Raw genomic sequence first — 24,701 nt, 5'->3', positions numbered from 1 at the left:
AATAACAAAAATATAAGATTTTAAATGACCACCTCCGTTAAAAAATTTATATTTTTAATATTCTCTAATATACGTATTCTTGACTTAATCCAAAAATCCTGCTTTTTTGGTGAAAAAAATTAAAAAATTTGGAACCAAATTTGGATAAAGTCTGAAAATTACCGTTATTTCGGTGATTTCAATTATGAAAAAAATTAAAAAATTTTAGCAAAAAAAAGACAATTACCTCATTTGAAAAGATAATTGTCAGTAAATATTAGTTATTAAGTTTAAAATTTAGAAAATTAAATCGATTATAAACCAGTTTGTTTTTAAAATCATTTTTATTTGAAACTAAATAAATATCAAACTAAAAAATCTCCACTCAAGACAATAACTGCATAGACTGTAGGTCCAACATGGCAGCCCAGAGTGGCACTGATTCTGCTGTCGTAAATTTTTAAATTTATATTTTTTTCATCTTTAAGTTCTTTTATCAGTTTAATTTTAGTTTTTTCCAGATCGTCTTTGCGGTTTCCATGGGCAAAACCAAGCCAGGCATTTTTTTCATTTTTTAAATCTTTTTTGATAAGTTCAATAATTCTGTCTTGAGCCCTGTGTTGACCTCTTACTTTAGCAATAGGTTTAACTTTTCCAGTTTTAGTACTGATAGAAATTACTGGATTTATACTAAATATTGAACCTAAAAAAGAGCTGGCCTTACCGATACGACCACCTTTTTCCATATATGTCAGATCCTTAACTGTAAAATAGAGATACAGCTTTTTTTTGGCCTGATTTACTATTTTTATTATTTCATCTATTTGCTTATCTTTATCGATTAATTTAGCTATCAGCACAGTAAGCATTCCTAATCCCAGGGAAATAGTAGCAGAGTCGATAACCTTAATCTTTTCAGCATTTACTTCTTGGGCTGCAAGTTTTGCTGATTCATAGGTTCCACTTAAGGCAGCAGAAACATGAATTGAAAGCAGCTGATCATATTTTTGAAGCATTTTTTTATATTTTTTAACAAATAAAGCTGGTGCTGGCCGAGAAGTATGAGGAAGTTCTTTATTCTGATCCAGCTTTTCAAAAAAGCTATCCGGCTTTATATCAATTCCATCCTGAAATTCTTCTTCACCAAAATGAACTGAAAGAGGTATGACTTCAATGCCGTATTTTTCTAGTATCTCCTGATTTAAATCGCAGGTGCTGTCAGTTAAAATGCCAATTTTCATCTTTTATTACTCCTTTCTTAGATAAGAGTACAATTGTGATTAATATATATATATATTTAACTTAATTTTAAAAATATTCCTCTAATTAATTTTAGCATTTATCTATTAGTTTGTCCATTTTTATAATGACTTGGAGATATCCCCATAGTTTTTTTAAAAATCTTAGAAAAATTGAAGGGGTCCTCATAACCGACACTTAAAGCTGCTGATTTGACCTTGAGCTTGTAGTTTTCTAAAAGGAGGGCAGCCTTTTCCATTCTGAATTCAATCAGATACTGCTGGGGAGACATATTCAACAGCTCATTAAATAGCTGCCAGAGGTAGGAGCGGTTTAAACTTAAATAAGAAGCAATATCTGTAATTTTTAGATCGGGTCGGGAATAATTGCGGTCAATATAATTAACTGCTTTTTTTAAGTACTCCTGTTTTAAATCTTTATTTTTTAACTGCTGCTCTGTATTTTCAATAAGTTCTGCCAAAAAGAGGTAGAGCAGTCCCATTAATTTAATCTCTTTTGATTTTTTTAAATTACCGGTCTCAGTCATCTGATTAAAAATAGCAGATATCTGTTCAGGCTTTTGGGTTTTAAAAAAGGGTTTTGCTTTTGTGATTCCTGCTTCCTTAAGATAATCTTCAGCCTTTAAACCGGTAAAGCCAATCCAGGAGTATTGCCAGGGATTTTTCTGATCCGCCTGGTAATAAGAGAGAAGATGGGGCCAGATTACAAATCCCTCACCTCTTTTTAACTCGAATTCTTTTTTATCTACTTTAAAACTTCCTTTTCCTCTATGGATATAATGGATTAGAAAATAATCTCTAACTGCCGGACCATAACTGTGGCCCTGACTGCACTGTTGAGAACCACAGATGTGAATCTCCATATCAGTTAAATGCAGCCTCTCAATATTTAAATCCTGTACTTCAGCCATGATTTCCCTCCTGAAATTTGAATAAAACAACATAATAACATATGATATTGACATTAAACCATTTATATAAACATAGTACTATGGATATAATAAAAATACAAATTAAATATATTTTCAAAAAAATAAAGGCTTAGACTCAAAAATTATACTAAAAAGAGGAGAGATTTTAATGGCTAAAATAACTTTTATGGGTGCAGGCAGTACTGTATTTGCTAAAAATGTTCTGGGAGACTGTATTTTAACTCCGGCTTTAAGGGAGTCAGAATTCGCTCTTTATGATATTGATGAGCAGCGTTTAAAGGATTCGGAGATGATGCTTAAAAATATCAACAGCAACCACGGCAGTTACGCTGGGATTAAGGCCTATACAGACCGCAGAGCCGCACTTAAAGATGCAGATTATGTGATCAATGCAATTCAGGTGGGGGGATATGAGCCTTCAACGGTAATTGACTTTGAAATACCTAAAAAATATGGACTGCGGCAGACAATTGGTGATACACTGGGTATTGGCGGGATATTTAGAGCTTTAAGAACTATTCCGGTGATGCTTGATTTTGCCAAGGATATAGAAGAAGTGGCTCCTGATGCCTGGTTTTTAAATTACACCAATCCAATGTCCATTCTGACTGGAGCGATGCTCAGAGCAACAGATGTCAAAACTGTCGGTCTCTGTCACAGTGTCCAGATCTGTCACGAGCAGCTGCTGGAGCCGCTTGGGATGAGCACCGAAAATCTGCAGTATAAAATTGCAGGGATTAATCATATGGCCTGGCTTTTAGAGATCAGCCGCAACGGCAAAGACTTATATCCCGAAATAAAAAAGAAGGCCTTTGCGAGAGAAACACCACACGATGATCTGGTCCGCTATGAGCTGATGAAGCGTTTTGGCTATTATATAACTGAATCAAGTGAGCATAATGCAGAATATCATCCCTATTTTATTAAATCTGAATATCCGGAGTTAATTGAAAAATATAATATTCCGCTGGACGAATACCCGCGCCGCTGTGAAAAACAGATTGCTGAGTGGGAAGAGATGCGGGATGAGCTGGTTAAAAATGAGGAATTAGAACATGAGCGGACACACGAATATGCCTCTTATATCATGGAAGCTATGGAAACTGGCAGGCCATATAAGATTGGGGGCAATGTTTTAAATACGGGGCTGATTGATAATTTACCCCAAAAAGCAGTGGTTGAAGTACCCTGTCTGGTTGACCGCAGTGGAATTTCTCCCTGTCATGTGGGAGAATTGCCAGAGCAGCTGGCTGCACTCAACCGGACAAATATTAATGTCCATTTAATGACTATCAAAGCCGCCTTAGAGAAAAAGAAAAAATATATTTACCAGGCGGCAATGCTTGATCCCCATACTGCTTCTGAATTAACTATTGACGAAATAGTTAATTTATGTGATGATTTAATTGAGGCCCATGGAGACTGGCTGTCTGAATATAAATAAAAATAAGGTGGGATTTACATAATGCCAAAAAATAAAAAGAGGATAATTATACTTGCATTTACTATCATGTTTATGAACGGAGTTGTGAATAATATAAGGGGGCAGGTCGGTCCATATATTATGGATGATTTTGGCCTCAACTACAGCCGACTTGGTTTTCTGCTTTCCTTTATTTCAATTGGCTCAATGCTTATCTTTTTCAGCAGCGGAAAATTAATCGAAAAATTCGGCCTGATAAAACTTCTCTTTTATGGAGTTGTCTATAATACCCTGGCTCTGGCGGGAGTTTATGCTTCCTTTAATTATTATACACTGCTGACTGCCTTCTTTTTTCTGGGTACAGGTATAACTCTCTTAAATATTGTAGCTGTAAATCTCACTTCAATCTCTTACAGTGAAAAACGGGGTAAGATGATTAACCTGCTTCATCTTTTTTATGGGGCCGGAGGGATTATTGCCCCTTATTTTGTGACTTCAATTTTAAAACTTGGTTTCAGCTGGAATTATTCATTTTTGTTTTCAATTATTTTACTGGTGATTATCTTTTTTGAATTCAACTCAGCTTCACTGCCTGAGATTGAATCAAGTGGAAAAAAGGTAATGAAAAGCACCTCAGAACTGCTCAAGGATAAAAAAGTAATTTTGTTTTCACTAATTATATTTTTTCAGGTCGGGGTGGAGTTTTCAATTGTGACCTGGCTGGCACCTTTTTTGAGAGATGCTCAGTCCAGATCTGATCTGACAGTTAGCTTTTATTTATCTCTCTTTTTTATCTGCTTTACAGCGGGAAGATTCCTGGCCAGTATTATAGTTGAAAAGATTGGCTATTATAATTTTTTAATTATTACAGGTGGGGCGGCAGCCTCCCTGATTTCGCTTGCTTTAATTGGCGGCTATAACTTTACAATCTTGATTCCGATTTCTGGTCTCTTTTTAGCAGGGCAGGTTCCGACCCTCCAGGCTGCAATTTTAGATAGTTTTGACAGCAGTGGAATTAAAGTGGTTGGTTTTGCTCAGACTGCCGGTATGATCGGCTTAACAGTTCTTTCTAACTGGGTGGTTGGATTTATTAATGACTTTATAGCAATTGAGGCAGGTTTTGTCTTTTTAGTTATTATTCTGGCTGCAGCTTTAATCTTAAGCTATTATTTAAAAAAGTTAAATCAAAATAAGATACTTTAAACTTCATTATACTAAGGAATAAGGATGGTTTTAATGACAGAGAAATGGTGGCATGATTCAGTAATTTATCAGATTTATCCTAAAAGTTTCAATGACAGCAACAACGATGGTATTGGGGACCTGGCTGGTATAATAGAAAAACTTGATTACTTAAATCAGCTGGGAATAGATCTAATCTGGCTCAGTCCAGTTTTTTCTTCTCCGATGAAAGATAACGGCTATGATATAGACGATTATTATGCAATTGCCGAGCAGTTTGGCTCAATGGAAGAGATGGAAGAGCTGATTGCTGAAGCTGACAGAAGAGGAATTGGAATTATGATGGATTTAGTAATCAATCACAGTTCCGACCAGCATCAGTGGTTTAAGGAATCTCGCAAATCTAAAGCTAATCCAAAAAGAGATTATTATATCTGGAGGGATCCGAAGGCAGATGGGAGCCCACCGACAAACTGGCGCTCAATTTTCGGCGGCTCGGCCTGGACCTATGATGAGCAGACTGAGCAGTATTACTTACATACCTTTGCTGAAGAACAGCCTGATTTAAACTGGGAAAATAAAAAATTGCGGCAAAAATTGTATCAGCTGGTGAACTGGTGGCTGGATAAAGGACTGGCCGGTTTTAGAGTAGATGCAATAAGCTATATTAAAAAGAATGAGTTTAAGGACCAAAAGGTAAATGGACCTGACGGCCTGAGCAGTATTTTTGAAGCTTCTGCCAACCAGCCTGGAATTTTGGACTTATTAAATGAATTAAAGGCAGAGACTTTTTTCAACTACCAGATTTTGACTGTAGCAGAATTATATGCAGAAGATAATAAAAGGATGCAGGAATTTACTGGAGATGATGGCCCCTTTGATCTGGTCTTTGATTTCCGCCATGTTGATTTAGACTTAAGTGAAGGAAGTGAGTGGTTTAAGCAAAGAGATTGGGATTTAGTTGAGTTAAAAGAGAGGTTAAACGAGATTCAAAAAACTTATTCGGCTAATAGAAGACCAGCAATTTTTTGGGAAAATCACGATCAGCCCCGTTCTTTAAACAAATATCTGTCTGAATCTGAAATTAATAATTATTCAATCAAGATGCTGGCAGCTGTTTTTATGCTGCAGCGGGGAATCCCCTTTATTTATCAGGGCCAGGAAATAGGGATGACTAATGTTAAATTTGAAAATATAGATGATTATCAGGATCTGGCAACTCACGGCTTATATCAGGAAGCATTAAAAGCAGGTTACAGTAAAGAAGAAGTGATGGAGGTTGTCTGGAGAAGGAGTAGAGATAACAGTCGGACACCAATGCAGTGGTCTGCTGCCCAAAATGCTGGTTTTTCTAAAGCAGAGCCCTGGTTAAAAGTTAATCCCAATTATCAGAAAATCAATGTGGAAGAAAATCTAAAAGATGATAATTCTATTTTTTATTTTTACAAAAAACTGATCAAGCTCAGAAAAAATAGCCCCTATCAGGAGATAATTGTTGATGGGAAATACAGGCCTATTCTGGAATCAGATCCAAATCTAATAGCCTACCTCAGAGAAAAAGCAGGAGAGAAACTGGTTTTAATTGCTAATTTTAAAAACAAAAAAGTCGATCTCAATTTAGATTATCTGGTTGAAGAAGTTATTTTAAGTAATTATCCGGACCATGATTACAGGGATTTAAAAAACAAGAAATTAGATTATCAGTTAAGACCCTTTGAAACAATTTTATTGAAAGTTGCATAGACAATAAAAAGACTGCTAAAATTTTATTTTTTAGCAGTCTTTAAAATTCATATTGATTTTAGCTTAAGCAGCAAAACCCTGATTAGCTGATATTTTGCGAGTAGAATTATGATAAGAATTTTCTCTTTTATTGATTAAATATTTATTTTTAAATTTATTTTTCTTATTTTTATTGATTTCACTGGAATTACTAGTTTTTTTATCTTTGCTATTGGTTTCTTTTTTGTTTAATTCTGCCTGTGCTTCCATTTTCATTTGAGTAGCTCTGGCTGCAATTTGCAGATCTGCTCCAGAAGGCTGGGCAGGAGCTGTAGCTGCTCTTTTAATCTGATCAGCTTTTTTTACTGTTTCCTCAGGAGTTTTTGCAGGGGAAGTTTCAATATCAACTGAACCACCAACAGCATAGCGTTTATTATCAGGTCCTGTAGTATACGAATAAGAGGCTGAGCCTGCATACTGTCCACCAGCAGATTGATGAGCCATCTCATGAGCCCGAACTTCTCGATCTCTGCGTTTTAACTTTTCAATTTCCCGCTCTTCAGCATCGCTAAATTCATTTTCAGGACTATTTTCATTTTTGTTTTCATAATTTTGATTCTGTCCTTCGGCAGAGCTGGAAGAATTATCTACAGCATTCTCAAGACTATTATTCTGAATACCTTCATCTTCAGAAGTATTAATACCTAAATCAATACTCTTTGACTGAGAGTTGCTGTTATTAATATTTGATTTAATAGCCCATCCAGGAACCGGCTGACTGCTTAATGATGACATTGCTAACATTTGACTCACCTCATTTATCTCTTTTCCTTATTATACTATAGTAATAATTTTCAAGCAAATAAATCAGCCAATTTAACTAAAATAATAAAATCACCTCAAAAATTACTTTACAGACTTAAAAAATAATGCTATAATCAACTTAGTTAATTTAATAAATTAACAAAGAAACGGATGTGAGAATAAATGGAAAAAGGCAGTTTTAAAAATATGAAAAAACAGAATCAGAAAAATATACTTACTTTAATCAAAAATGAAGACGGTATTTCTAGAGCTCAAATAGCAGAAAAACTTGATGTTTCAAGGGCCACTGTAACTAATATAGTCAGAGAACTGGTTAAACTTGATCTGGTAGAAGAATCAAAAATGGGAAAATCAAGAGGTGGCAGAAGACCGATGCTGCTTAAATTAAATCCAGAAGGGGCTTATGTAATTGGAATTGAATGGGGAATTGAAGCAGTCAAAGCTGTTTTAATTAATATTGAAGCAGAAATAATTGCTGAAGATCAGATTTTACCACCGAAATATACTTTAGAAGAATATAAAAAACAGACTTTTTCTCTAATCAAAAAATATCAAAAAAAATTCCAGCATAACAGCAAAATTATTGGGATTGGACTCGGGATCCATGGACTGGTTGATCCTGAAGCTGGTAGATCAATTTTCACTCCGCATTTTGAGTGGGGAGAGGTTGATATTAAAAGTATTTTAGCTAAAAAATATGATTATCCGATATTTATTGATAATGATGTCAGGATGATGGCGGCAGGCGAAATTTGGCAGGGGAGAGATGACTTCATCTTTATTAATACTGGTTCTGGTATTGGGGCAGCGCTTGTATTTAAAGGTGAGCTGTATTATGGAAATAATTATGCAGCCGGAGAATTTGGTCATATGAAACTGACTGATAAGGGACCTGTTTGTCACTGTGGTAAAAGTGGCTGTCTGGAGGCGCTTTCCTCAAAAGAAAGTATTATTTCCCGCTATCAAAAACTAAAAGAACTGAGCAAAAAAGTTAATTTTAATACAGTAATGCAAAATTATCAAAGAGAAGAGAGTGAGGCCCTACTGGTTGTAAATGATGCCTTAAAATATTTTGGCAGGGCAATCTCAGATCTGGTTAACATTTTAAATCCGGAGGCAGTTATAATTGGAGGTCTTTTTGCTGAGTACAAAGACTTATTAATTGAGCCTCTCTATCATATTGTGGCAGAAGAGTCTTTAAATCAGGCTGTTAAAGATTTAAAGATTACTACAGCCCATTATCAGAATTTTGCCGGTGCTGCGGGCGCAGCAGAAAAGGTTTTAAATAATTTTTTTGAATTAAACATCTAAGTTTATACTCAAATTTAAGGAGGACAAAAAATGAACATTTTAGTAACTGGTGGAGCAGGTTATATTGGCAGTCATGTATTAAAAGCACTTTTAAAAGAAGGTCATCAGGTAGTTACTTTTGATAATTTACAGAAAGGCCATCGGGAGGCAGTAATAGGAGGAAAATTTGTAGAAGGTGATCTCTCAGATCAAAAACACATAGAAAATGTGATGGCGGAGAATAAAATAGAAGGAGTCATTCACCTGGCAGCAGACAGCCTGGTTGGAGAGTCAATGGAAAATCCAGCTAAATATTATCGAAATAATTTTGCTAACGGTATTAATTTATTAGAAGCGATGGTCAAAAATGATGTAAAAAACATTGTATTTTCTTCGACAGCTGCTGTTTATGGTGAACCTGATCAGATTCCAATTAAAGAAAAAAATCAGACAGTGCCAACCAATACCTATGGAGAAAGTAAATTATTTTTTGAAAAGGCATTGAAACGCTATGATGATATTCATGGCATTAATTTTGTTTCTCTCCGCTATTTTAATGCAGCAGGGGCAGATCCAGAGGGAGAAATTGGTGAGGCTCATGATCCTGAAACACATTTAATTCCAATTGTGTTGCAGACTGCCCTAGGAATTAGAGATAAGATATATATTTTTGGTGATGATTATCCAACTCGGGATGGCAGCTGTATTAGAGATTATATTCATGTAAATGATCTAGCAGCAGCTCATGTGCTTGCTGTAGAAGCGCTGGGTGCAGGAAAGGAAAGTTCAATCTATAACCTGGGTAATGGAGAAGGTTATTCAGTTAAGGAAGTTATTGATACAGTTAAGGAAGTGACCGACCGTGATTTTGAAGTCGAAGTTGCCAAAAGGAGAGCTGGAGATCCGGCAGTTCTAATTGCAAGTTCTGATAAAATTCAGCAGGAATTAAACTGGCAGCCAGAATATCCAGAGTTAGAAAAGATAATTTCGACAGCCTGGCAGTGGCATAAATCAGGTGGTTTTTAAGAATAATTAGTAAGCTAAAAAGACCAGCGGATTCCTAATCTGTAGGTCTAGAGTAAATAGTTGAGATATATTTTAACTTTAATTAAAATTTAAAAGAGGTGGAAAAATGAATAAACAAGAGTTGTGGGATAAGTTTGGAAAGACTTTTAGAGATTTTGATTTAGAAAGTGGCGCCTATAAAGCACCGGGACGGGTTAATTTGATTGGAGAGCATACAGATTATAATGATGGCTTTGTAATGCCTATGGCAATCGAAAAAGAAATTACTATGCTGGCCCAGTTGCGTCCTGATAAAAAAGTTAAATTTTATTCTCTGGACTATGATCAGCTTGTCGAGTATGATCTGGATAATTTAGAATACGATCAGAAAAATGTCTGGGCCAACTATCTGTTGGGAGTTATAGATGAGATTCAGAAATTGGGAGAGACACTGCAGGGGTTTAATTTAATGTTTACTGGGAATGTTCCTCAGGGTTCAGGCTTAAGTTCTTCTGCAGCGCTTGAGGTAGTTACAGCACTGGCCGTAACTGATCTGCACAAAATTAAGATTGATGGAGTTGAGATGGCTTTACTTGCCCAGCGGGCAGAAAATAATTTTGTTGGTGTTCAGTGTGGCATCATGGATCAGTATATTTCTCGGCTGGGCAAAAAAGATCATGCGCTTTTAATTGACTGCCGCAGCAATGATTATAAACTGGTACCCTTTAAAAATGAAAATTATCAGATAGTAATCTGTAATTCTAAAGTGGAAAGAGGACTTGTTGATTCTGAATACAACCAGCGACGCAATGAATGTAACCAGGCGGTAGAATTTTTGTCAGAGAAAGAGGATAAAACTATAAAAGCTTTGAGAGATGTTGATTTAGAGACTGTAATCAAATATAAAGATCAGCTGGCTGAAAATGTTTATAAGAGAGCTCATCATGTGGTAAGCGAAAATGCTCGGGTGCTGGCCAGTAAAAAAGCTCTAGAAGCTGATGATATGCAGAAATTTGGTGATTTAATGTATGCCTCTCATGAGAGCTTAAGTAAAGACTATGAAGTAAGCTGTAAGGAATTAGATATTCTAGTAAAGCTGGCAGCCGAAGAGGAAGTAGAGGGAGCCAGAATGACAGGTGCTGGTTTTGGAGGCTGTACAGTTAATCTGGTCAAAAAATCAAAAGTAGTTGACTTTGTAGAAAATATTAAAGAAAAATATAAATTAGAAACAGGGATTGATGCTGAAGTTTATGTTAGTAATCCCGGTGATGGGGCTCGTAAATTATAAATGTTATATTAAAAATGAGATTGAGAAATTTAGACTACCTTTTCTCAATCTCATTAAAAGTTTAAGGAAAAACAAATATCAGAAAAATTTAACTTAAAATAAAATTAAAAACACTTGATTAATTAAATAAATTATGTTACTATTTTTATAAATCAAACTTAAATCGATTTAAAAGAGGTAATCATATGATTAGATTAAAAGATGTTGCAAAAAAAGCAAATGTTTCTCCCGCTACCGCTTCTTTAGCTTTAAATGATAATGAGCTGGTAAATGACAAGACAAAAGCTAGAGTAAAAAAAGTGGCAAAAGAAATGAACTATATTCCTGATGCAAGAGCAAAGGCTTTAAAGACTAAAGAAACGAAAATTATTGGACTTGTTATTCCAGAAATAGATAACCCTTTTTTCTCAGAAATTGCAAAAGAAATAAAAACTGTCGCTAAAAAGAATGGTTATAATATTATCTACTGTGGAGTGGAAAGTAAAGAAGATGAACTGGATTATATTACCCTTTTTCGAGGTATGCAGGTAGATGGTGCTATTTTTGCCTCTTCTGTCAGTACTTCCGATTTAAATATAGATTTGATCAAAGAATTGGCTGATAATTTTATTCCAGTTGTTTTTATTGACCGACTTTTAGATGCTGGAGATAGAATTGATTCTGTTAATTCTGATCTGGAAAGAGCAGCTTTTATTGCAGCAGAACATCTTTATAATCTGGGGCATAGAAAAATTGCTTTTGCTGGTAAGGAGAATGAATTTAGAATGACCGGTTATTTAAAAGTTTTAAAGAAATATAACTTAAATTATGATAATCAATATTTATTTAAAAATATACTTTCATTTGAAGATGGTTATAAATTAGGCAAAAAAATTGCCGACCAGTTAGAAACGAAGAGGCCAACAGCAATTTTATCTCATAATGACGAAGTTGCTATTGGTTTAGTCCAGTCTCTTGTTAGTTCCGGAATTAGTGTGCCGGAGAAAATATCCATTTGTGGAATTGATAATATTCGTCTCTCACACTTTTATAATCCTGCTTTAACAACTGTTGATATACCTAATAAAAAGATGGCTAGAAAAGCTATAAAATTATTGCTGAGTAAAATTAAAAATAAAAATGAGTCTGCAGCCAGGCATATTAAATTTGATGTTTCTTTAATTGAAAGAGAAACTACTCAAAAAGTTGGGCTTAATATTTAATATAGAACTTGATTTTAGGGAATTTTAAATAAATTTTCTTTAAACAGAATTTAAATCGATTTAAATAAAGCTAATATTCTTACTTTAAATCGATTTAAAGATAAAATAGTTTAGTTTAAGTAAATACATACTTAAGGGGGGATGATTTAGCAAAAGTTTAAATCGATTTAAAACACTTGCTGGTTAGGTCTGTAACTTAACTAAAATTTTTAGGAGGATGAAAATGAAGAAAAAATTAACTGTATTATTTTTAATGTTGATGATGCTGGCTGGGTTTTCAACTTTGAGCTTTGCTCAGGAAAATGCTACAATTACAGTCTGGTGCTGGGATCCTAATTTTAATATTTATGCTATGGAAAAAGCAGCAGATATTTATAAAGATATTAATCCAAATGTGACAGTAGATGTACAGGAAGTTGCCTGGGAAGATATCCAGACAAGATTGAGTACCTCTCTGAGTGCAAATCAAACAAAAGATCTACCTGATATTGTTTTAATGCAGGACAATGCCCTAATTAAAAATGTTAGTAGTTTTCCGGATGCCTTTTATGACCTATCAGATAGTGGTATAAATTTTGATAAATTTGCAGACTTCAAAGTAGAACTGACTACTGTAGATGGTAGAAATTATGGTGTTCCTTTTGATAACGGAGCAGCAATTAATGCAATGAGAGTTGATGTTTTAGAAGAAGCAGGTTATACAATTGATGATTTTACAGATATTACCTGGAAAGAGTTTATTGAAAAAGGTTCAAAAGTTAGAGAAAAAACTGGGAAACCATTACTTTCTGCTATTGCTGGGGAATCTGATCTGTTAATGGTTATGCTGCAGAGTACAGGTAACTGGTTATTTGATAGCAATGGAGAACCATATATAACTGAAAATGAAGCACTAAAAGAAGTGATTAGAGTTTATCAGGAATTATTAAAAAAGAAGATTTTAGTTGAAGTAAATGACTGGGATCAGTATATTAGTTCATTTCAGAGTGGAACTGTAGCTGGGACCATGAATGGGGCCTGGATTATCGGATCAATTGTGCCGGTAGAGGAGCAGGCTGGAGATTGGAGAATAACTAATATTCCTCGATTTGGTAGTATTGAGGGAGCAACAAATTACAGCAGTCAGGGTGGATCAAGTTGGATGGTAATGGCAAGTTCTAAAAATCCAGAGTTGGCAGCTGATTTCTTAAATCAAACATTTGCCGGTAGTAAAGAATTATACGAAACAATACTTCCTTCATCAGGAGCACTGGCAACTTACTTACCAGCAGGTGATAGTGAAGTTTATAATGAACCTCATCCTTATTTTGGTGGTCAGAAAATTTATTCAGATATAACTGATTTTGCTTCTAGAGTTCCAAGAGTAAAATACGGTATCTATAATTATGAAGCAAGGGATGCTGTTAGTACAGCAATTACACAGATAATGCAGGGTCAGAATATAATGGATGCTTTAAATGAGGCACAATCAACTGTAGAATTCCAGATGTGGTAAAATAAAAGTCAGTTTGGGGGGACTATCCCCCTCAACTTTTTTAAAGGAGGTTAGAATGATACATACAACTATCGAAAAAATTAAAAGTTATAAAAACGGTTTTTCAATTAATACAAAACACAAACTGATTGGCTGGTTTTTTGTTATTCCTGGAGCTCTTCTGATTTTTTCATTTTATTTTTATCCTATAATTAGAGCTTTTATTCTTTCACTTCAGGGAGGAGTCGGCAATAATCTGAGATTTGCCGGACTGTTTAATTATAAGCGGCTGCTCCAGGATGGTCTTTTTAAACAATCAATGTTTAATGTTTTTATTTATTTAATTTTACAGGTTCCAATTATGCTTAGTCTGGCACTGATTTTAGCTGGAATACTAAATGATAGGACTTTAAAATTTAGAAGTTTTTTTAGAACAGCTATCTTTGTACCCTGTGCAACTTCTCTTGTTTCTTATGCAATTATTTTTCGCTCAATGTTTGCTCTAGATGGTTTTATAAATACAATTTTAATGAATTTAAATATCCTTGCTGAACCAATTAACTGGCTTGGTGGTCCCTGGACAGCAAGACTGCTAATTGTAATTGGACTGACCTGGCGCTGGACAGGATATAATATGATTTTTTATCTGGCAGGGTTGCAGAATATTGATCCGGCAATTTATGAGGCAGCAAAAATTGATGGTGCAAGTGCTTTTGATCGTCTGACTAAAATAACTATTCCAATTTTAAAACCAATTATTCTGCTGACAACCATTATGTCTACAAATGGAACTCTGCAGATTTTCGATGAAACTCAGAACCTTACCAGTGGGGGACCGGCTAATGCTACTCTATCTGTGTCACAGTATATTTATCGATTATCTTTTGAATATGTACCACGGTTTGGTTATGCAGCAGCAATTGCTTTTGTTGTTTTTATAATAGTAGCTGTTTTATCATTTATGCAGCTTAAGGTTGGTGATGAAAGATGAGAAAAGAAAAAATATTTAGAGCATCCAAGTATTTATTTTTAATTTCAATTTCATTTTTGTCTTTATTTCCTCTATTGTGGATGTTTATTGCTGCAACCAATAAAAGTGTTGATGTACTTGCAGGAACATTATTTCCAGGGACTAATTTAGTTGAAAATTTTAAAACACTAACAGCTAATACTAATCTTTACAGAGCGATGTGGAATTCTTTTAAATATGCAGCTGTAACTACTCTAGCAAGTTTATTAGTTTCTTCACTTGCTGGTTATGGTTTTGAAATTTATCATGATCGAGGTAAAGATTTTTTAATGAATATCTTATTACTTTCAATGATGGTTCCTTTTGCAGTAATTATGGTACCATTATATATGCTATTTGGTAATTTAGGTTTATTAAATACAACTGCCGGATTTGCTCTGCCAACAGTTTCAACGGCTTTTTTGATCTTTTTATTCAGACAGAGCAGTCGTAATTTTCCTCATGAAGTAATTGAAGCTTCGAGATTGGATGGTTTAACTGAAGTTGGAATTTTCTTTAGAATGTTTATTCCCATAATGCGTTCTACATATGCAGCGGCAGCAGTTATTACTTTTATGAATGCCTGGAATAATTATCTCTGGCCTTTAATTATTATGCAAAAAGAAAGCGCCAGAACTATGCCGCTCTTAATTTCAAATTTAACAGCAGGTTATACAATAGATTATGGGGTTTTAATGCTTGCTGTAGGAATTAGTATTCTGCCAACTTTAATTATTTTTCTAGCCTTACAAAAGAATTTCGCCGAGGGAGTTACCGGATCAGCTAAATAATTAGTTATTTAAAATAATAATTTTGGAATAAATATAGAAAAAGAAAGGGAGTTAAATATGCAAAAATATGATTTATTTAACGGACAAATAGATTCAATGCTTCATGGTGCAGATTATAATCCTGATCAGTGGTTACATCGACCTGATATTTTAAAAAAAGATATTGAATTAATGAAAAAAGCAAACTGTAATGTGATGAGTCTGGGGATTTTTGCCTGGGCTACTCTGGAGCCAGAGGAGGGAAAATACCAATTTGAATGGCTGGATCAGGTAATTGATAATTTATATGAAAATGATATTAATGTAATTCTCGCAACACCCAGTGGAGCAAGACCCGACTGGCTGGCAGCAAAATATCCTGAGGTTTTAAGAGTGAATTCTGATCGCAGTAAAAATTTATTTGGAGAAAGACATAATCACTGCTATACGGCTCCTGTTTACAGAGAAAAAATAGCTAAATTAAATAGAAAACTGGCTCAAAGATACGGAGATCATCCGGCAGTTATAATGTGGCATGTCTCTAATGAATATGGGGGAGAATGTCACTGTGATCTCTGTCAGGCAGAGTTTCAAAGCTGGCTTAAAGATAAATATGGTGATTTAGAAACTTTAAATCGGGCCTGGTGGTCCACATTCTGGAGTCATAATTATACAGACTGGGAAAATATAGAATCACCAGCCCCTCAGGGTATGCAGTCTAGTCACGGACTTGTTTTAGATTGGAAAAGATTTGTAACTCAGCAGACCCTGGATTTTTACAAAAATGAAATTAAACCTTTAAGGGAGCTGAGTCCAGATATTCCGGTAACAACAAACTTTATGTATAGATATAATGGACTTGATTATTCAAAATTTGCAGATGAGGTTGATGTTATTTCCTGGGATAGTTACCCAAGCTGGCACAGTGATCATGAAAGCGATAGTTATAGAGCTGCAGATGTAGCTTTTATGCACGATTATTTTAGATCACTAAAAGATGGAAAACCATTTTTACTTATGGAAAGTACCCCCAGTAAAACTAACTGGCAGCCGGTTGCAAAACTTAAAAGGCCCGGCATGCATAAGCTTTCTTCCCTCCAGGCAGTGGCTCATGGTTCAGATTCAGTACAGTATTTCCAGTGGCGTAAGGGCAGAGGAGGTTTTGAAAAATTTCATGGAGCAGTAGTTGATCACGTTGGGCATGAAAATACCAGGGTTTTTAAAGATGTTAAAAATTTAGGGGCAGATCTGAAAAAACTGAATAAAATTGTAGGTACCACAGTTGAGCCAGAAGTTGCAGTTATTTTTGATACTGAAAATCGCTGGGCAATTAATGAAGCTTCAGGACCAAGACAGAAAAAAAGAAATTATGTAGAAAGCTGTGTCAAACATTATCAGGCTTTCTGGAAAAAAGGGATTTCCGTAGATGTAATAGATCAGACAAAAGATTTTTCAAAGTATAAAATAGTTGTGGCTCCTATGTTATATATGCTTAAAAATGGAACTGCAGCTCGTTTAAAAGAGTTTGTTAAAAATGGAGGAACTGTTGTCAGTACTTACTGGTCAGGGATTGTTAATGAAACTGATCTGTGCTTTGAAGGCGGATTTCCTGGAAAATTGAAAGATTTATTTGGAATTTGGTCCGAAGAGCTGGATGTACTCTATGATAATGATAGTAATACAATTATTTTTAATCAGGAAAATGAATTAAATCTGACTGGAGAATATACAGCAAAAATTTTCTGTGATCTCATTCATCTTAAAGAAGCAAAATCTCTGGCTGAATATAAAAATGATTTTTATGCCGGTCGGCCTGCTTTAACAGTAAATGAATATGGAAACGGAAAGGCATATTACATTGCTTCCAGAAATGAAGAAAAGTTTGTAGATGATTTTTATCAAAGCCTAATTGAAAAACTGGATTTAAATCAGCCTTTAAATGTAAAATTACCAGAAGGTGTAACCGCACAAACAAGAAGTGATGGAGAAAATGAATATGTTTTTATTATGAACTTCAGCAATCAGAAAAAGGAGATATTTTTAAATAAAAAACAATTTAGTTTATTAAAAGAAAGTAATTTAAACAAAAAAATAGAATTAGGCAGTTATGAGATTGAGATTATAAAAAAAGTGTAAAATTAAAAAAACAATCTTTATCTGATGATATAGAATCCCCTTATGGTAGACGGATTGAATAATATCCGCTCTATCCAGAAGGGGTTTTTCTTTTTAAACCACTTTTAGTCCGGCAGATTCAAATTCATCGATGATTTTAATATCAGCATTACTGTCAGTTATTAAAGTATCAATGTCTTCAAAATTAACAAATTTAGCAAGCCCGGTCTGGTTTAATTTACAGTGATCAGCCAGAATGATAATTTCATTAGTCTGTTTAATCATATTTTCTTTAACCTCAATTTCCAGTTCATTTGAATCTGTAGCACCATGCTGAACAGTTATTCCCTTACAGGAGGCAAAAATCTTATCAGCAAAATATTTTTTAACTGTTTCATTAGCCAGTGGCCCTACAAAAGAAAAAGAATTGGAGCGTAGAGTTCCTCCGGTCGAAATTACAGTAATATTATCATAATCAATTAATTCCATCATTATCTTAATTGAATTTGTAATAACAGTTAAATTATTAAGATTTGCCAGTTCTCTTGCTAAATACATGGCAGTTGTACTTGCATCCAGAAAAATTGTTTCACCTTCTTCAATCAAGTTAACTGCTTTTTTTGCTATTTCAGTTTTAGAATTTTTCATTTTATTTTCCCGAACATTAAAACTGAGTTCAGCTTTACTATTTGTTTCTATCGCAACTGCCCCTCCATGGATGCGAGATAATAATTCTCTTTCATCCAAAACATCAAGATCTCTTCTAATTGTTTCTTCAGTTACATCCAATTCTTCACTTAAATCTGATACATGGACTGTTCCATCAATATTTATTTTTTCTAAAATTCTCTGTCGTCTTTCTTCAGCTAGCATAAAATCACTTCCTTATTATATATATTATAAACTCATTACAATCTGTTGGTCAACATTTGCTATTAAACTACTGCCTATATATTTTCCCTGTTTTATAATAATTTCTTTAGCAGCAGCTGAAGCTAACTTTAAAACATCAATTTTACCGGCTAAAATTAATGTTAATCTCCCTGAACCCATTTTTTTACAGTCAATAATTTCTAGAGGGAAATCATCTGTCAATTGATCAGCAGCTGTGATTAGAGCAATTAAACCTCTGGAATCTAGAAAAAGAAGAGAGTCATAATTTTGTTCTTTTAATTTATTTGTTTTAAACTTACCTATTCTAGTATCTTTACTAAAGAAAAAATCAATAATATTTTTATCAGGGCTATTTATTACCTTAGTTGAAATTAGTCTGGAAACTCCAGCTTTGATTATATTTTGAGAAGGTATTTGCTGGCAGATATTTTTAACAGTTTCTACAGCAATTTCTCTGCCATTAAGACAAGAACTGTGTTTTCCATTAAATACTGCAGTATTATATGCTGAACCATATCTTTTATATGTAATAAAATTGAGGTTAGTACTTTTTAAGACTTCATCAACAGCAGCAATAAGTGGGCTAAAACTTCTGCATTCGATTAACAAATAATTATTTTCCATTTATATCCCCTCTTTACTAAGCTGTTTAATTGTTAAAGCTGGATTGCTCAGAATAGAAGAGGCTGGTGATTTATAATACTTAGCAGCAGTTCTACGGGCAACTTTTTCTGCAGCAGCTAGAGCGTCATTGCTACCTTGAAATTTAAGACAGACAATTAAACCCGGAGTTCCAGCCCCACCTTTTGACTTTTCCATTGCCAGTAATTCTACATCGGTAGTTTTTAAGACCTGATCTGCAGTTTTTAAAGCTGCTGAAAAAGTAAATACTTCAATTAAGGCTATTGCATTTTTTATTTCAGCATAATTGGTTTTATTACTTTTATTATTTGAACTATCTTTTTTTAAAATATATTTTTCGAGCTCATTACTTAGATTGTTTATAGATACTGCTCCTAAAACATCATTAATTTTTGCTGCTTCTCTTTTTCCGATTTCTAAAGCATTATTTATTTCTGCTGTATTACCACTTATGATAACAGAAGAAAGGCCTGCACCTAGACTGTTTTTTGCACCTATAAAATCAACATTTGAGAATTTAAGCATTTTATTAAGAGCAAAATAGGTAGCGGAGCGTCCCTTACATTCTAAAACTCCATAATTTCTTCCCATAATTTTCACCTCAAATTAAGCTAACATTATTATATATTAATAATTTTGATTTAATTTTAACACAATTTTCTTATATAATCAATTTTTTAAGTAAATAAAAACACAAAAAACAAAAATAAATAAATAAAAAACCAAAAAAAGATTGAAATAAAATAAAATATACTGTATAATATATTTGTAATTAAGCAAATAAAACAAAAAAAGAGGTGATAAAATGAAGAACGAATTTCAATTAAAAAAAGATATATGCGAAATTGGCAGAAGAATCTATCAGAATGGTTTTGTAGCTGCTAATGACGGAAATATATCGATCAGAATTGGAGAAAACGAACTGCTTGCAACGCCAACTGGTGTAAGTAAGGGATTTATGACACCCGATATGATTGTGAAAACGGATATGGAAGGTAATGTAATTTCAGGTAAGTTAAAACCATCTTCTGAACTCAAAATGCACATTGATGTTTATAAACAGCGTGATGATGTTAAATCTGTGGTTCATGCTCATCCGCCAACAGCAACTGGCTTTGCAGTAGCAGGCATTCCACTTAATGACATGATAATGCCGGAGGTTATTATAAGTCTGGGTACTGTGCCAATTGCAGAATATGGTACACCTTCAACAATGGAGATACCAGAAAACGTACGTAAATATCTTGACTGTTATGATGGAGTACTTCTGGAAAATCACGGTGCTTTAACAGTAGGTACAGATTTGACAAATGCTTATTTTAAAATGGAAACTATTGAACTGGCAGCAAAAATTAATCTAACAGCCAGACAGTTAGGTGGAATTAAAGAAATTTCTAATGATAATGTAGATAGATTATATCAAATTAGAGAAAAGTTAGGTGTTCAGGGTAAACATCCTGCTACCTGTAAAGTTAATCCTAATCAAAAAAATAGTAATTTAAATTCCAGTACTAATGATATATCTGAAGATAATCTGGAAACTCTGGTAAGCGAAATTACCAAGAAAGTTATTTCTGAACTAGAATAATAAAAAAAGGGGGTCTCAAAATGGCCAATCAGTCAGTTGGATTGATCGAGGTTAGAGGTTTAGTTTCAGCTGTTCATGTTGTTGATGCAATGGTCAAGGCCGCCGGTGTCAAGCATCTTTCTACCAAAAAAGATCTTGGCGGTGGTCTGGTTACTATTGTTGTAGAAGGTGATGTTGGTTCTGTAAAGGCAGCTGTAGATGCAGGTAAGAACTCTGTCAGTGGTAGGGCAGAAGTTTTTTGTGCTGAAATTATTCCAAGACCACATCCTGGTTTAACAAAATATTTAAAATAAGAGGTGAAAAAAATGGCAAGAGAAGCAGTTGGATTTATAGAAGTTTATGGTTTTAGTCCAGCAATTTTAGCAGCAGATATTGCGTTAAAAACTGCAGATGTTGATTTAGCAGCGATTGAATCAACAAAAGGCAAACCTGGTTCACCCGGTTTAGTTGTTTTCATTAAGTTAAGAGGTAGCGTAGATGCGGTTAAGGCAGCAGTAGAGGCGGGTGTAGAAAAGGCTGCAAATTATACTGAAGTAATTGCCTCAAATGTAATTGCCAGACCGGATTCTTCTTTAAATAGTGTGGTGGATTACAGCAATGTCTGAAAATAATAGTAAAGAAAAAGTAAAGAATGATAAAGTTAATGAAGATGCTGTCAAAAAAGAAGATAGATATTTAGTAAAAGCTAAAAAAACTGAAAATAATGAAAGTGTTAAAAAATCTGATAAAAAAGAAGTTGAAATCAATTCTGATCTAAAAGTTAGTGAAGAAAAAAGTTCGGAACCAAAACAGGAGGTAAAAAAAATGAGTAAACAGGCACTTGGATTAGTAGAATGTAGAGGTTTAACTGCGGCTACAGAGGCAGCAGATGCAATGATCAAAGCGGCAAATATAGAATTAGTTGCAACAGAAAAAATAGGATCCGGTCTGGTATGTGTAATGGTTAGAGGAGATGTAGGAGCAGTAAAAGCAGCTACTGATGTTGGTGGCGAAGCTGTTTCTAGATTAGGTGAATTAGTAGCTGTTCATGTAATCCCAAGACCACATGATGAATTAGAAAAAATTCTACCAAAAGCAAAATAAGTATAAATAACTTTGGGAAAGGAGCTAGATAAATATGGGTAATTCTCTGGGACTTATTGAAACAATTGGTCTTTCAGGAGCTGTAGCAGCAGTTGATCAGATGTTAAAATCTGCTAATGTAGAATTAGTTGGAGAATATATATATTCAGGTTCTGGTTTAATAACCGTTATGGTACAGGGTGAAATTGGAGCAGTTCGAGCTGCAATAGAAGCAGGAGAACAGGCTGCAGGGAAACTGACAACAATAAAATCTGTCCATGTTATTCCAAGACCACACAGCGATACAGAAAGAGTTTTTCTGGCAAAAAAAGAAGAAAGTAATTAAAGGAGGTACATAAATGGCCGGTTTATCACTTGGTATGATTGAAACAAAAGGATTTGTTGGAGCAGTTGAAGCAGGAGATACAATGGTTAAAGCTGCTAATGTAGAGTTAGTTGGATATGAACAGATTGGCTCTGGTTATGTTTCAGTAATTATTCGTGGAGACATTGGAGCAGTAAAAGCTGCTGTTGATGCTGCAGTAGAAGCGGTAGGAAGAGTCGGTGAAATGGTTGATTATGATGTAATTGCCAGACCTGATAAAGGAATTAATGATATATTACCAAAGTAAAAATATATTCTTAAATAAATATTTATATTTTACTGAGAAGGAGGTATGCAGGTGGATAAAAGTGATTTAATTCAAATGGTGACAGATCAAGTTTTAGAATCACTTAATGAGAAGAGTCTTAAATCTGATCAGTCGAAATATAAGATTCCAATTGGAATTTCTGTAAGACATATTCATATTACTCAGAGTGATTTAGAAAAATTATATGGTTCGGGATATAAACTCACCAAAAAAAGTGACCTGGCTCAGCCGGGAGAATTTGCCTCAAATGAGGTTGTAACTCTTGTTGGACCAAGACTTAAAAGTATAGAAAATGTTAGAATCCTAGGTCCAGTTCGTGACCACACTCAGGTGGAAGTTTCCCAGACAGACGCTTTTACCTTAGGTATTAAACCACCAGTAAGACGTTCGGGAAATATTTCTGGCTCTGAATCATTAACTCTGGTTGGCCCAGAGGGATCAATAACTCTAAAAGAAGGGGTTATCAGAGCTAACAGGCATATACATATGCCACCTGAAGCAGCAGCCGAAATGAATGTTAAAGATGATGAGATCGTCAGTGTTGAAATCCCAGGTAAAAAAGGGGTTATTTTAAGAAATGTTCAGGTTAGAGTCAAAAAAGGCTGGGTTTTACAGATGCATTTAGATACTGATGATGCAAATGCTGCTGATGTTCAGTGTGGTTTAAAAGCCAGGATCATTAAGGAGTGAAACTAAATGCAAATAATGGAGGTAGTTGGTAATTTAATTGCTACCAGAAAAGATGAAAAACTGGTAGGATCCAAATTTTTAGTGCTAAAAGATTATCAGGCTAAAGATGATTCTCAACTAACTGTAGCTGTTGATCTCCTGGGAGCTGGAGTGGGAGAAAAAGTCTTGATAGTTGAGGGAAGTAGTGCCCGCAAAGCACTGAATAGAGATGATGTAGCAGTTGATGCTGTTGTAGTTGGAATTGTTGATAATATAGATATTAGGGAGTGATAGTTAATGGCAGTAGATGAAAATAAAATCGCTTCGATTGTTAAAACTGTATTAGAGAATATAGAAAAAAAAGGTACTGCTCAGACTCAGATTGCTGAAGGTAAAAGAGGAATTTTTTCAGATCTTGATTCAGCAGTAGGAGCAGCTGTAAAAGCTCAAAAAAAGTATAAGCAAATGAAGAAAGAACAGAGAGCAGATTTAATTGAAGCTGTAAGAAATATTAGTGTTGAAAATTCAGAAAGACTTGCTAAAATGGCTGTTGATATAACCGGCTTAGGACGCTGGCAGGATAAAAAACAAAAAATTATTAATTCAGCTACTTTAACACCTGGTTTAGAGGATATAAAAACTGAAGTTTTAGATGGTGATGAAGGATTGTCTCTGATAGAAAAAGTTCCGGTTGGTTTTGTAGTTTTAATTGCACCAACAACTCATCCTATAGCTCAGATTGTTAATCATGCTATCTGTATGCTGGCTGCAGGAAATTCAACTTTTATCTGTCCTCACCCAAGAGCACAGGAAGTGACCAGAGAAATCATTAGATTAATTAATGATGCAATTGAAAAAGCTGGCGGCCCAAAAAATCTTGTGGTTGCCTTAGATAAAGTGAGTTTAGAAATTGTACAGACCGTTGTTAAACATCCAGAAACAGATATGATAATGGCTGCAGGGGGACCTTCTGTAGTTGAAATGGCACTGACAAGTGGCAAAAAAGCTATAGCTGCTGGCCCTGGTAATCCACCAGTTCTGGTAGATGATAGTGCTGATATTGCTCAGGCAGCAAAAGATATCATTAATGGAGCTGTTTTCGACAATAATATTTTATGTATAGCTGAAAAAGAAATTTTTGCTGTTAATTCAATCGCAGATCAGCTGTTAAAAGAATTAGCAAATAATGATTTTTATATATTAAGAGGCGAAGAAATAAATAAAGTTACAGATCTTGTTGTAAAAGATCCTGAACATGTAAATCCAGATTATGTAGGTAAAGATGCTGCAGTAATCTTAAATGATGCTGGAATAAATGTACCTGACAATATTAGAGGAGCAGTAATGGACGTAGATTTTGATCATCCTCTGGTAATGATCGAACAGATGCTGCCGGTTTTACCTCTGGTAAGAGTTAATGATTTTGCTGAAGGTTTAGAAAAATCATTAACAGCAGAACAGCATTTTGGCCACACAGCAATGCTGCATTCTAATCAGCTGGACAGAATTGCGGAATTCTCAAGAAAAATGGAAGTTACAATTTCAGTTATTAATGGACCTTCTTATGCAGGACTCGATGTTGAGGGTGACAGCAACTATACTCATTCAATTGCTGAACCTACCTTTGAAGGGATCTGTACTCCTAAAAATTATACGAGAGAAATAAGAACTTCAATCTGTGGAGGAATTCAGTTCTCATATTAAATATAGTCCAGTTA

At 34.5% G+C, this 24,701-nt stretch carries 26 protein-coding genes; 20 read left to right on the top strand and 6 right to left on the bottom strand.

Features of this window, described 5'->3' with window-relative positions; translation table 11 throughout:
- Positions 1–344 precede the first annotated feature (344 nt).
- The gene (locus BW929_RS02300; RefSeq protein ID WP_076543759.1) at positions 345–1,220 is read right to left on the bottom strand and encodes a DegV family protein; all 876 of its coding nucleotides are present in this window, start codon (positions 1,218–1,220) and stop codon (positions 345–347) included.
- A gap of 98 nt (positions 1,221–1,318) precedes the next feature.
- A complete protein-coding gene (locus BW929_RS02295) occupies positions 1,319–2,149 on the bottom strand; it encodes an AraC family transcriptional regulator (protein ID WP_076543758.1) in 831 nt (276 codons plus the stop codon).
- A 169-nt stretch (positions 2,150–2,318) separates the two neighbouring features.
- On the opposite strand from BW929_RS02295, the gene melA reads away from it, so the two are divergent.
- The 3 genes from melA to BW929_RS02280 are packed head-to-tail and all read left to right on the top strand — an operon-like array spanning position 2,319 to position 6,518.
- The gene (melA, locus tag BW929_RS02290) at positions 2,319–3,614 is read left to right on the top strand and encodes an alpha-glucosidase/alpha-galactosidase (RefSeq protein ID WP_076543757.1); all 1,296 of its coding nucleotides are present in this window, start codon (positions 2,319–2,321) and stop codon (positions 3,612–3,614) included.
- A 21-nt stretch (positions 3,615–3,635) separates the two neighbouring features.
- Complete coding sequence (locus BW929_RS02285; protein ID WP_076543756.1) at positions 3,636–4,796, top strand: MFS transporter; 1,161 nt, start codon at positions 3,636–3,638, stop codon at positions 4,794–4,796.
- A gap of 33 nt (positions 4,797–4,829) precedes the next feature.
- A complete protein-coding gene (locus tag BW929_RS02280) occupies positions 4,830–6,518 on the top strand; it encodes a glycoside hydrolase family 13 protein (RefSeq protein WP_076543755.1) in 1,689 nt (562 codons plus the stop codon).
- Positions 6,519–6,581: 63 nt separating this feature from the next.
- Here the strand turns inward: BW929_RS02280 and BW929_RS02275 are convergent, their stop codons facing one another.
- On the bottom strand, positions 6,582–7,301 hold the full coding sequence (locus BW929_RS02275; RefSeq protein WP_084566055.1) for a putative metalloprotease CJM1_0395 family protein: 720 nt from the start codon (positions 7,299–7,301) through the stop codon (positions 6,582–6,584).
- A gap of 183 nt (positions 7,302–7,484) precedes the next feature.
- On the opposite strand from BW929_RS02275, the gene BW929_RS02270 reads away from it, so the two are divergent.
- From BW929_RS02270 to BW929_RS02235, 8 genes are all read left to right on the top strand, one after another.
- A complete protein-coding gene (locus BW929_RS02270) occupies positions 7,485–8,633 on the top strand; it encodes an ROK family transcriptional regulator (RefSeq protein WP_076543754.1) in 1,149 nt (382 codons plus the stop codon).
- A gap of 30 nt (positions 8,634–8,663) precedes the next feature.
- Complete coding sequence (galE, locus tag BW929_RS02265; RefSeq protein ID WP_076543753.1) at positions 8,664–9,638, top strand: UDP-glucose 4-epimerase GalE; 975 nt, start codon at positions 8,664–8,666, stop codon at positions 9,636–9,638.
- Between the two features lie 106 nt (positions 9,639–9,744).
- On the top strand, positions 9,745–10,905 hold the full coding sequence (locus tag BW929_RS02260; RefSeq protein ID WP_076543752.1) for a galactokinase: 1,161 nt from the start codon (positions 9,745–9,747) through the stop codon (positions 10,903–10,905).
- Between the two features lie 185 nt (positions 10,906–11,090).
- Complete coding sequence (locus BW929_RS02255; protein ID WP_076543751.1) at positions 11,091–12,107, top strand: LacI family DNA-binding transcriptional regulator; 1,017 nt, start codon at positions 11,091–11,093, stop codon at positions 12,105–12,107.
- Between the two features lie 223 nt (positions 12,108–12,330).
- A complete protein-coding gene (locus tag BW929_RS02250) occupies positions 12,331–13,602 on the top strand; it encodes an ABC transporter substrate-binding protein (protein ID WP_076543750.1) in 1,272 nt (423 codons plus the stop codon).
- 55 nt (positions 13,603–13,657) lie between these two features.
- Positions 13,658–14,572 (top strand): carbohydrate ABC transporter permease, encoded by a 915-nt coding sequence (locus BW929_RS02245; protein WP_076543749.1) that lies wholly within the window; start codon positions 13,658–13,660, stop codon positions 14,570–14,572.
- A complete protein-coding gene (locus BW929_RS02240; RefSeq protein WP_076543748.1) occupies positions 14,569–15,381 on the top strand; it encodes a carbohydrate ABC transporter permease in 813 nt (270 codons plus the stop codon). The genes BW929_RS02245 and BW929_RS02240 overlap by 4 nt, the downstream gene beginning before the upstream one ends.
- A gap of 57 nt (positions 15,382–15,438) precedes the next feature.
- On the top strand, positions 15,439–17,496 hold the full coding sequence (locus BW929_RS02235) for a beta-galactosidase (RefSeq protein WP_076543747.1): 2,058 nt from the start codon (positions 15,439–15,441) through the stop codon (positions 17,494–17,496).
- A 93-nt stretch (positions 17,497–17,589) separates the two neighbouring features.
- Here BW929_RS02235 and BW929_RS02230 read toward each other — a convergent pair whose 3' ends face one another.
- Genes BW929_RS02230 through BW929_RS02220 form a run of 3 tightly spaced genes read right to left on the bottom strand, consistent with a single transcriptional unit; the run spans position 17,590 to position 19,602 of the window.
- Complete coding sequence (locus BW929_RS02230; protein WP_076543746.1) at positions 17,590–18,348, bottom strand: DeoR/GlpR family DNA-binding transcription regulator; 759 nt, start codon at positions 18,346–18,348, stop codon at positions 17,590–17,592.
- A 24-nt stretch (positions 18,349–18,372) separates the two neighbouring features.
- Complete coding sequence (locus BW929_RS02225) at positions 18,373–18,993, bottom strand: BMC domain-containing protein (protein WP_076543745.1); 621 nt, start codon at positions 18,991–18,993, stop codon at positions 18,373–18,375.
- The gene (locus BW929_RS02220) at positions 18,994–19,602 is read right to left on the bottom strand and encodes a BMC domain-containing protein (protein ID WP_076543744.1); all 609 of its coding nucleotides are present in this window, start codon (positions 19,600–19,602) and stop codon (positions 18,994–18,996) included. It abuts the gene before it with no gap.
- Positions 19,603–19,816: 214 nt separating this feature from the next.
- On the opposite strand from BW929_RS02220, the gene BW929_RS02215 reads away from it, so the two are divergent.
- From BW929_RS02215 to BW929_RS02175, 9 genes are read left to right on the top strand one after another with little or no spacing between them, the layout of a single operon-like run.
- Positions 19,817–20,599 (top strand): class II aldolase/adducin family protein, encoded by a 783-nt coding sequence (locus BW929_RS02215; protein WP_076543743.1) that lies wholly within the window; start codon positions 19,817–19,819, stop codon positions 20,597–20,599.
- 20 nt (positions 20,600–20,619) lie between these two features.
- Positions 20,620–20,892 (top strand): BMC domain-containing protein, encoded by a 273-nt coding sequence (locus BW929_RS02210; RefSeq protein WP_076543742.1) that lies wholly within the window; start codon positions 20,620–20,622, stop codon positions 20,890–20,892.
- A gap of 12 nt (positions 20,893–20,904) precedes the next feature.
- The gene (locus tag BW929_RS02205; RefSeq protein WP_076543741.1) at positions 20,905–21,204 is read left to right on the top strand and encodes a BMC domain-containing protein; all 300 of its coding nucleotides are present in this window, start codon (positions 20,905–20,907) and stop codon (positions 21,202–21,204) included.
- Positions 21,197–21,682 carry a BMC domain-containing protein gene (locus tag BW929_RS15595; protein WP_076543740.1) on the top strand — a complete coding sequence of 162 codons (486 nt, stop codon included), beginning with the start codon at positions 21,197–21,199 and terminating at the stop codon, positions 21,680–21,682. Before BW929_RS02205 ends, BW929_RS15595 begins: the two co-directional genes overlap by 8 nt.
- Before the next feature lie 34 nt (positions 21,683–21,716).
- Positions 21,717–22,007: a BMC domain-containing protein gene (locus tag BW929_RS02195; RefSeq protein WP_076543739.1), complete on the top strand. Its 291-nt coding sequence runs from the start codon at positions 21,717–21,719 to the stop codon at positions 22,005–22,007.
- Between the two features lie 13 nt (positions 22,008–22,020).
- Entirely contained in the window at positions 22,021–22,293 is a 273-nt protein-coding gene (locus tag BW929_RS02190) for a BMC domain-containing protein (RefSeq protein WP_076543738.1), read from the top strand.
- Between the two features lie 51 nt (positions 22,294–22,344).
- On the top strand, positions 22,345–23,004 hold the full coding sequence (gene pduL / locus BW929_RS02185) for a phosphate propanoyltransferase (RefSeq protein ID WP_076543737.1): 660 nt from the start codon (positions 22,345–22,347) through the stop codon (positions 23,002–23,004).
- Between the two features lie 6 nt (positions 23,005–23,010).
- A complete protein-coding gene (locus BW929_RS02180) occupies positions 23,011–23,274 on the top strand; it encodes a EutN/CcmL family microcompartment protein (RefSeq protein ID WP_076543736.1) in 264 nt (87 codons plus the stop codon).
- A 6-nt stretch (positions 23,275–23,280) separates the two neighbouring features.
- Positions 23,281–24,687: an aldehyde dehydrogenase gene (locus BW929_RS02175; protein ID WP_076543735.1), complete on the top strand. Its 1,407-nt coding sequence runs from the start codon at positions 23,281–23,283 to the stop codon at positions 24,685–24,687.
- Positions 24,688–24,701 lie beyond the last annotated feature (14 nt).

This window comes from Halanaerobium kushneri (assembly GCF_900156285.1).
GTDB classification, from domain to species: Bacteria; Bacillota; Halanaerobiia; order Halanaerobiales; family Halanaerobiaceae; genus Halanaerobium; species Halanaerobium kushneri.
Note: the sequence above shows the minus strand (reverse complement) of the source record. Positions and strands in the feature narration are given on the sequence as shown.

Bases quoted from the DNA above. Each gene is read 5' to 3' on its own strand.
- BW929_RS02275 (WP_084566055.1), bottom strand. From the start codon at position 7,301: ATGTTAGCAATGTCATCATTAAGCAGTCAGCCGGTTCCTGGATGGGCT.
- BW929_RS02205 (WP_076543741.1), top strand. From the start codon at position 20,905: ATGGCAAGAGAAGCAGTTGGATTTATAGAAGTTTATGGTTTTAGTCCA.
- BW929_RS02230 (WP_076543746.1), bottom strand. From the start codon at position 18,348: ATGCTAGCTGAAGAAAGACGACAGAGAATTTTAGAAAAAATAAATATT.
- BW929_RS02225 (WP_076543745.1), bottom strand. From the start codon at position 18,993: ATGGAAAATAATTATTTGTTAATCGAATGCAGAAGTTTTAGCCCACTT.
- BW929_RS02245 (WP_076543749.1), top strand. From the start codon at position 13,658: ATGATACATACAACTATCGAAAAAATTAAAAGTTATAAAAACGGTTTT.
- BW929_RS02260 (WP_076543752.1), top strand. From the start codon at position 9,745: ATGAATAAACAAGAGTTGTGGGATAAGTTTGGAAAGACTTTTAGAGAT.
- galE (WP_076543753.1), top strand. From the start codon at position 8,664: ATGAACATTTTAGTAACTGGTGGAGCAGGTTATATTGGCAGTCATGTA.
- BW929_RS02295 (WP_076543758.1), bottom strand. From the start codon at position 2,149: ATGGCTGAAGTACAGGATTTAAATATTGAGAGGCTGCATTTAACTGAT.
- BW929_RS02240 (WP_076543748.1), top strand. From the start codon at position 14,569: ATGAGAAAAGAAAAAATATTTAGAGCATCCAAGTATTTATTTTTAATT.
- BW929_RS02195 (WP_076543739.1), top strand. From the start codon at position 21,717: ATGGGTAATTCTCTGGGACTTATTGAAACAATTGGTCTTTCAGGAGCT.
- BW929_RS02300 (WP_076543759.1), bottom strand. From the start codon at position 1,220: ATGAAAATTGGCATTTTAACTGACAGCACCTGCGATTTAAATCAGGAG.
- BW929_RS02250 (WP_076543750.1), top strand. From the start codon at position 12,331: ATGAAGAAAAAATTAACTGTATTATTTTTAATGTTGATGATGCTGGCT.
- BW929_RS02180 (WP_076543736.1), top strand. From the start codon at position 23,011: ATGCAAATAATGGAGGTAGTTGGTAATTTAATTGCTACCAGAAAAGAT.
- BW929_RS02285 (WP_076543756.1), top strand. From the start codon at position 3,636: ATGCCAAAAAATAAAAAGAGGATAATTATACTTGCATTTACTATCATG.
- BW929_RS02235 (WP_076543747.1), top strand. From the start codon at position 15,439: ATGCAAAAATATGATTTATTTAACGGACAAATAGATTCAATGCTTCAT.
- BW929_RS02280 (WP_076543755.1), top strand. From the start codon at position 4,830: ATGACAGAGAAATGGTGGCATGATTCAGTAATTTATCAGATTTATCCT.
- BW929_RS02220 (WP_076543744.1), bottom strand. From the start codon at position 19,602: ATGGGAAGAAATTATGGAGTTTTAGAATGTAAGGGACGCTCCGCTACC.
- BW929_RS02175 (WP_076543735.1), top strand. From the start codon at position 23,281: ATGGCAGTAGATGAAAATAAAATCGCTTCGATTGTTAAAACTGTATTA.
- melA (WP_076543757.1), top strand. From the start codon at position 2,319: ATGGCTAAAATAACTTTTATGGGTGCAGGCAGTACTGTATTTGCTAAA.
- BW929_RS02255 (WP_076543751.1), top strand. From the start codon at position 11,091: ATGATTAGATTAAAAGATGTTGCAAAAAAAGCAAATGTTTCTCCCGCT.
- BW929_RS02210 (WP_076543742.1), top strand. From the start codon at position 20,620: ATGGCCAATCAGTCAGTTGGATTGATCGAGGTTAGAGGTTTAGTTTCA.
- BW929_RS15595 (WP_076543740.1), top strand. From the start codon at position 21,197: ATGTCTGAAAATAATAGTAAAGAAAAAGTAAAGAATGATAAAGTTAAT.
- BW929_RS02215 (WP_076543743.1), top strand. From the start codon at position 19,817: ATGAAGAACGAATTTCAATTAAAAAAAGATATATGCGAAATTGGCAGA.
- BW929_RS02270 (WP_076543754.1), top strand. From the start codon at position 7,485: ATGGAAAAAGGCAGTTTTAAAAATATGAAAAAACAGAATCAGAAAAAT.
- BW929_RS02190 (WP_076543738.1), top strand. From the start codon at position 22,021: ATGGCCGGTTTATCACTTGGTATGATTGAAACAAAAGGATTTGTTGGA.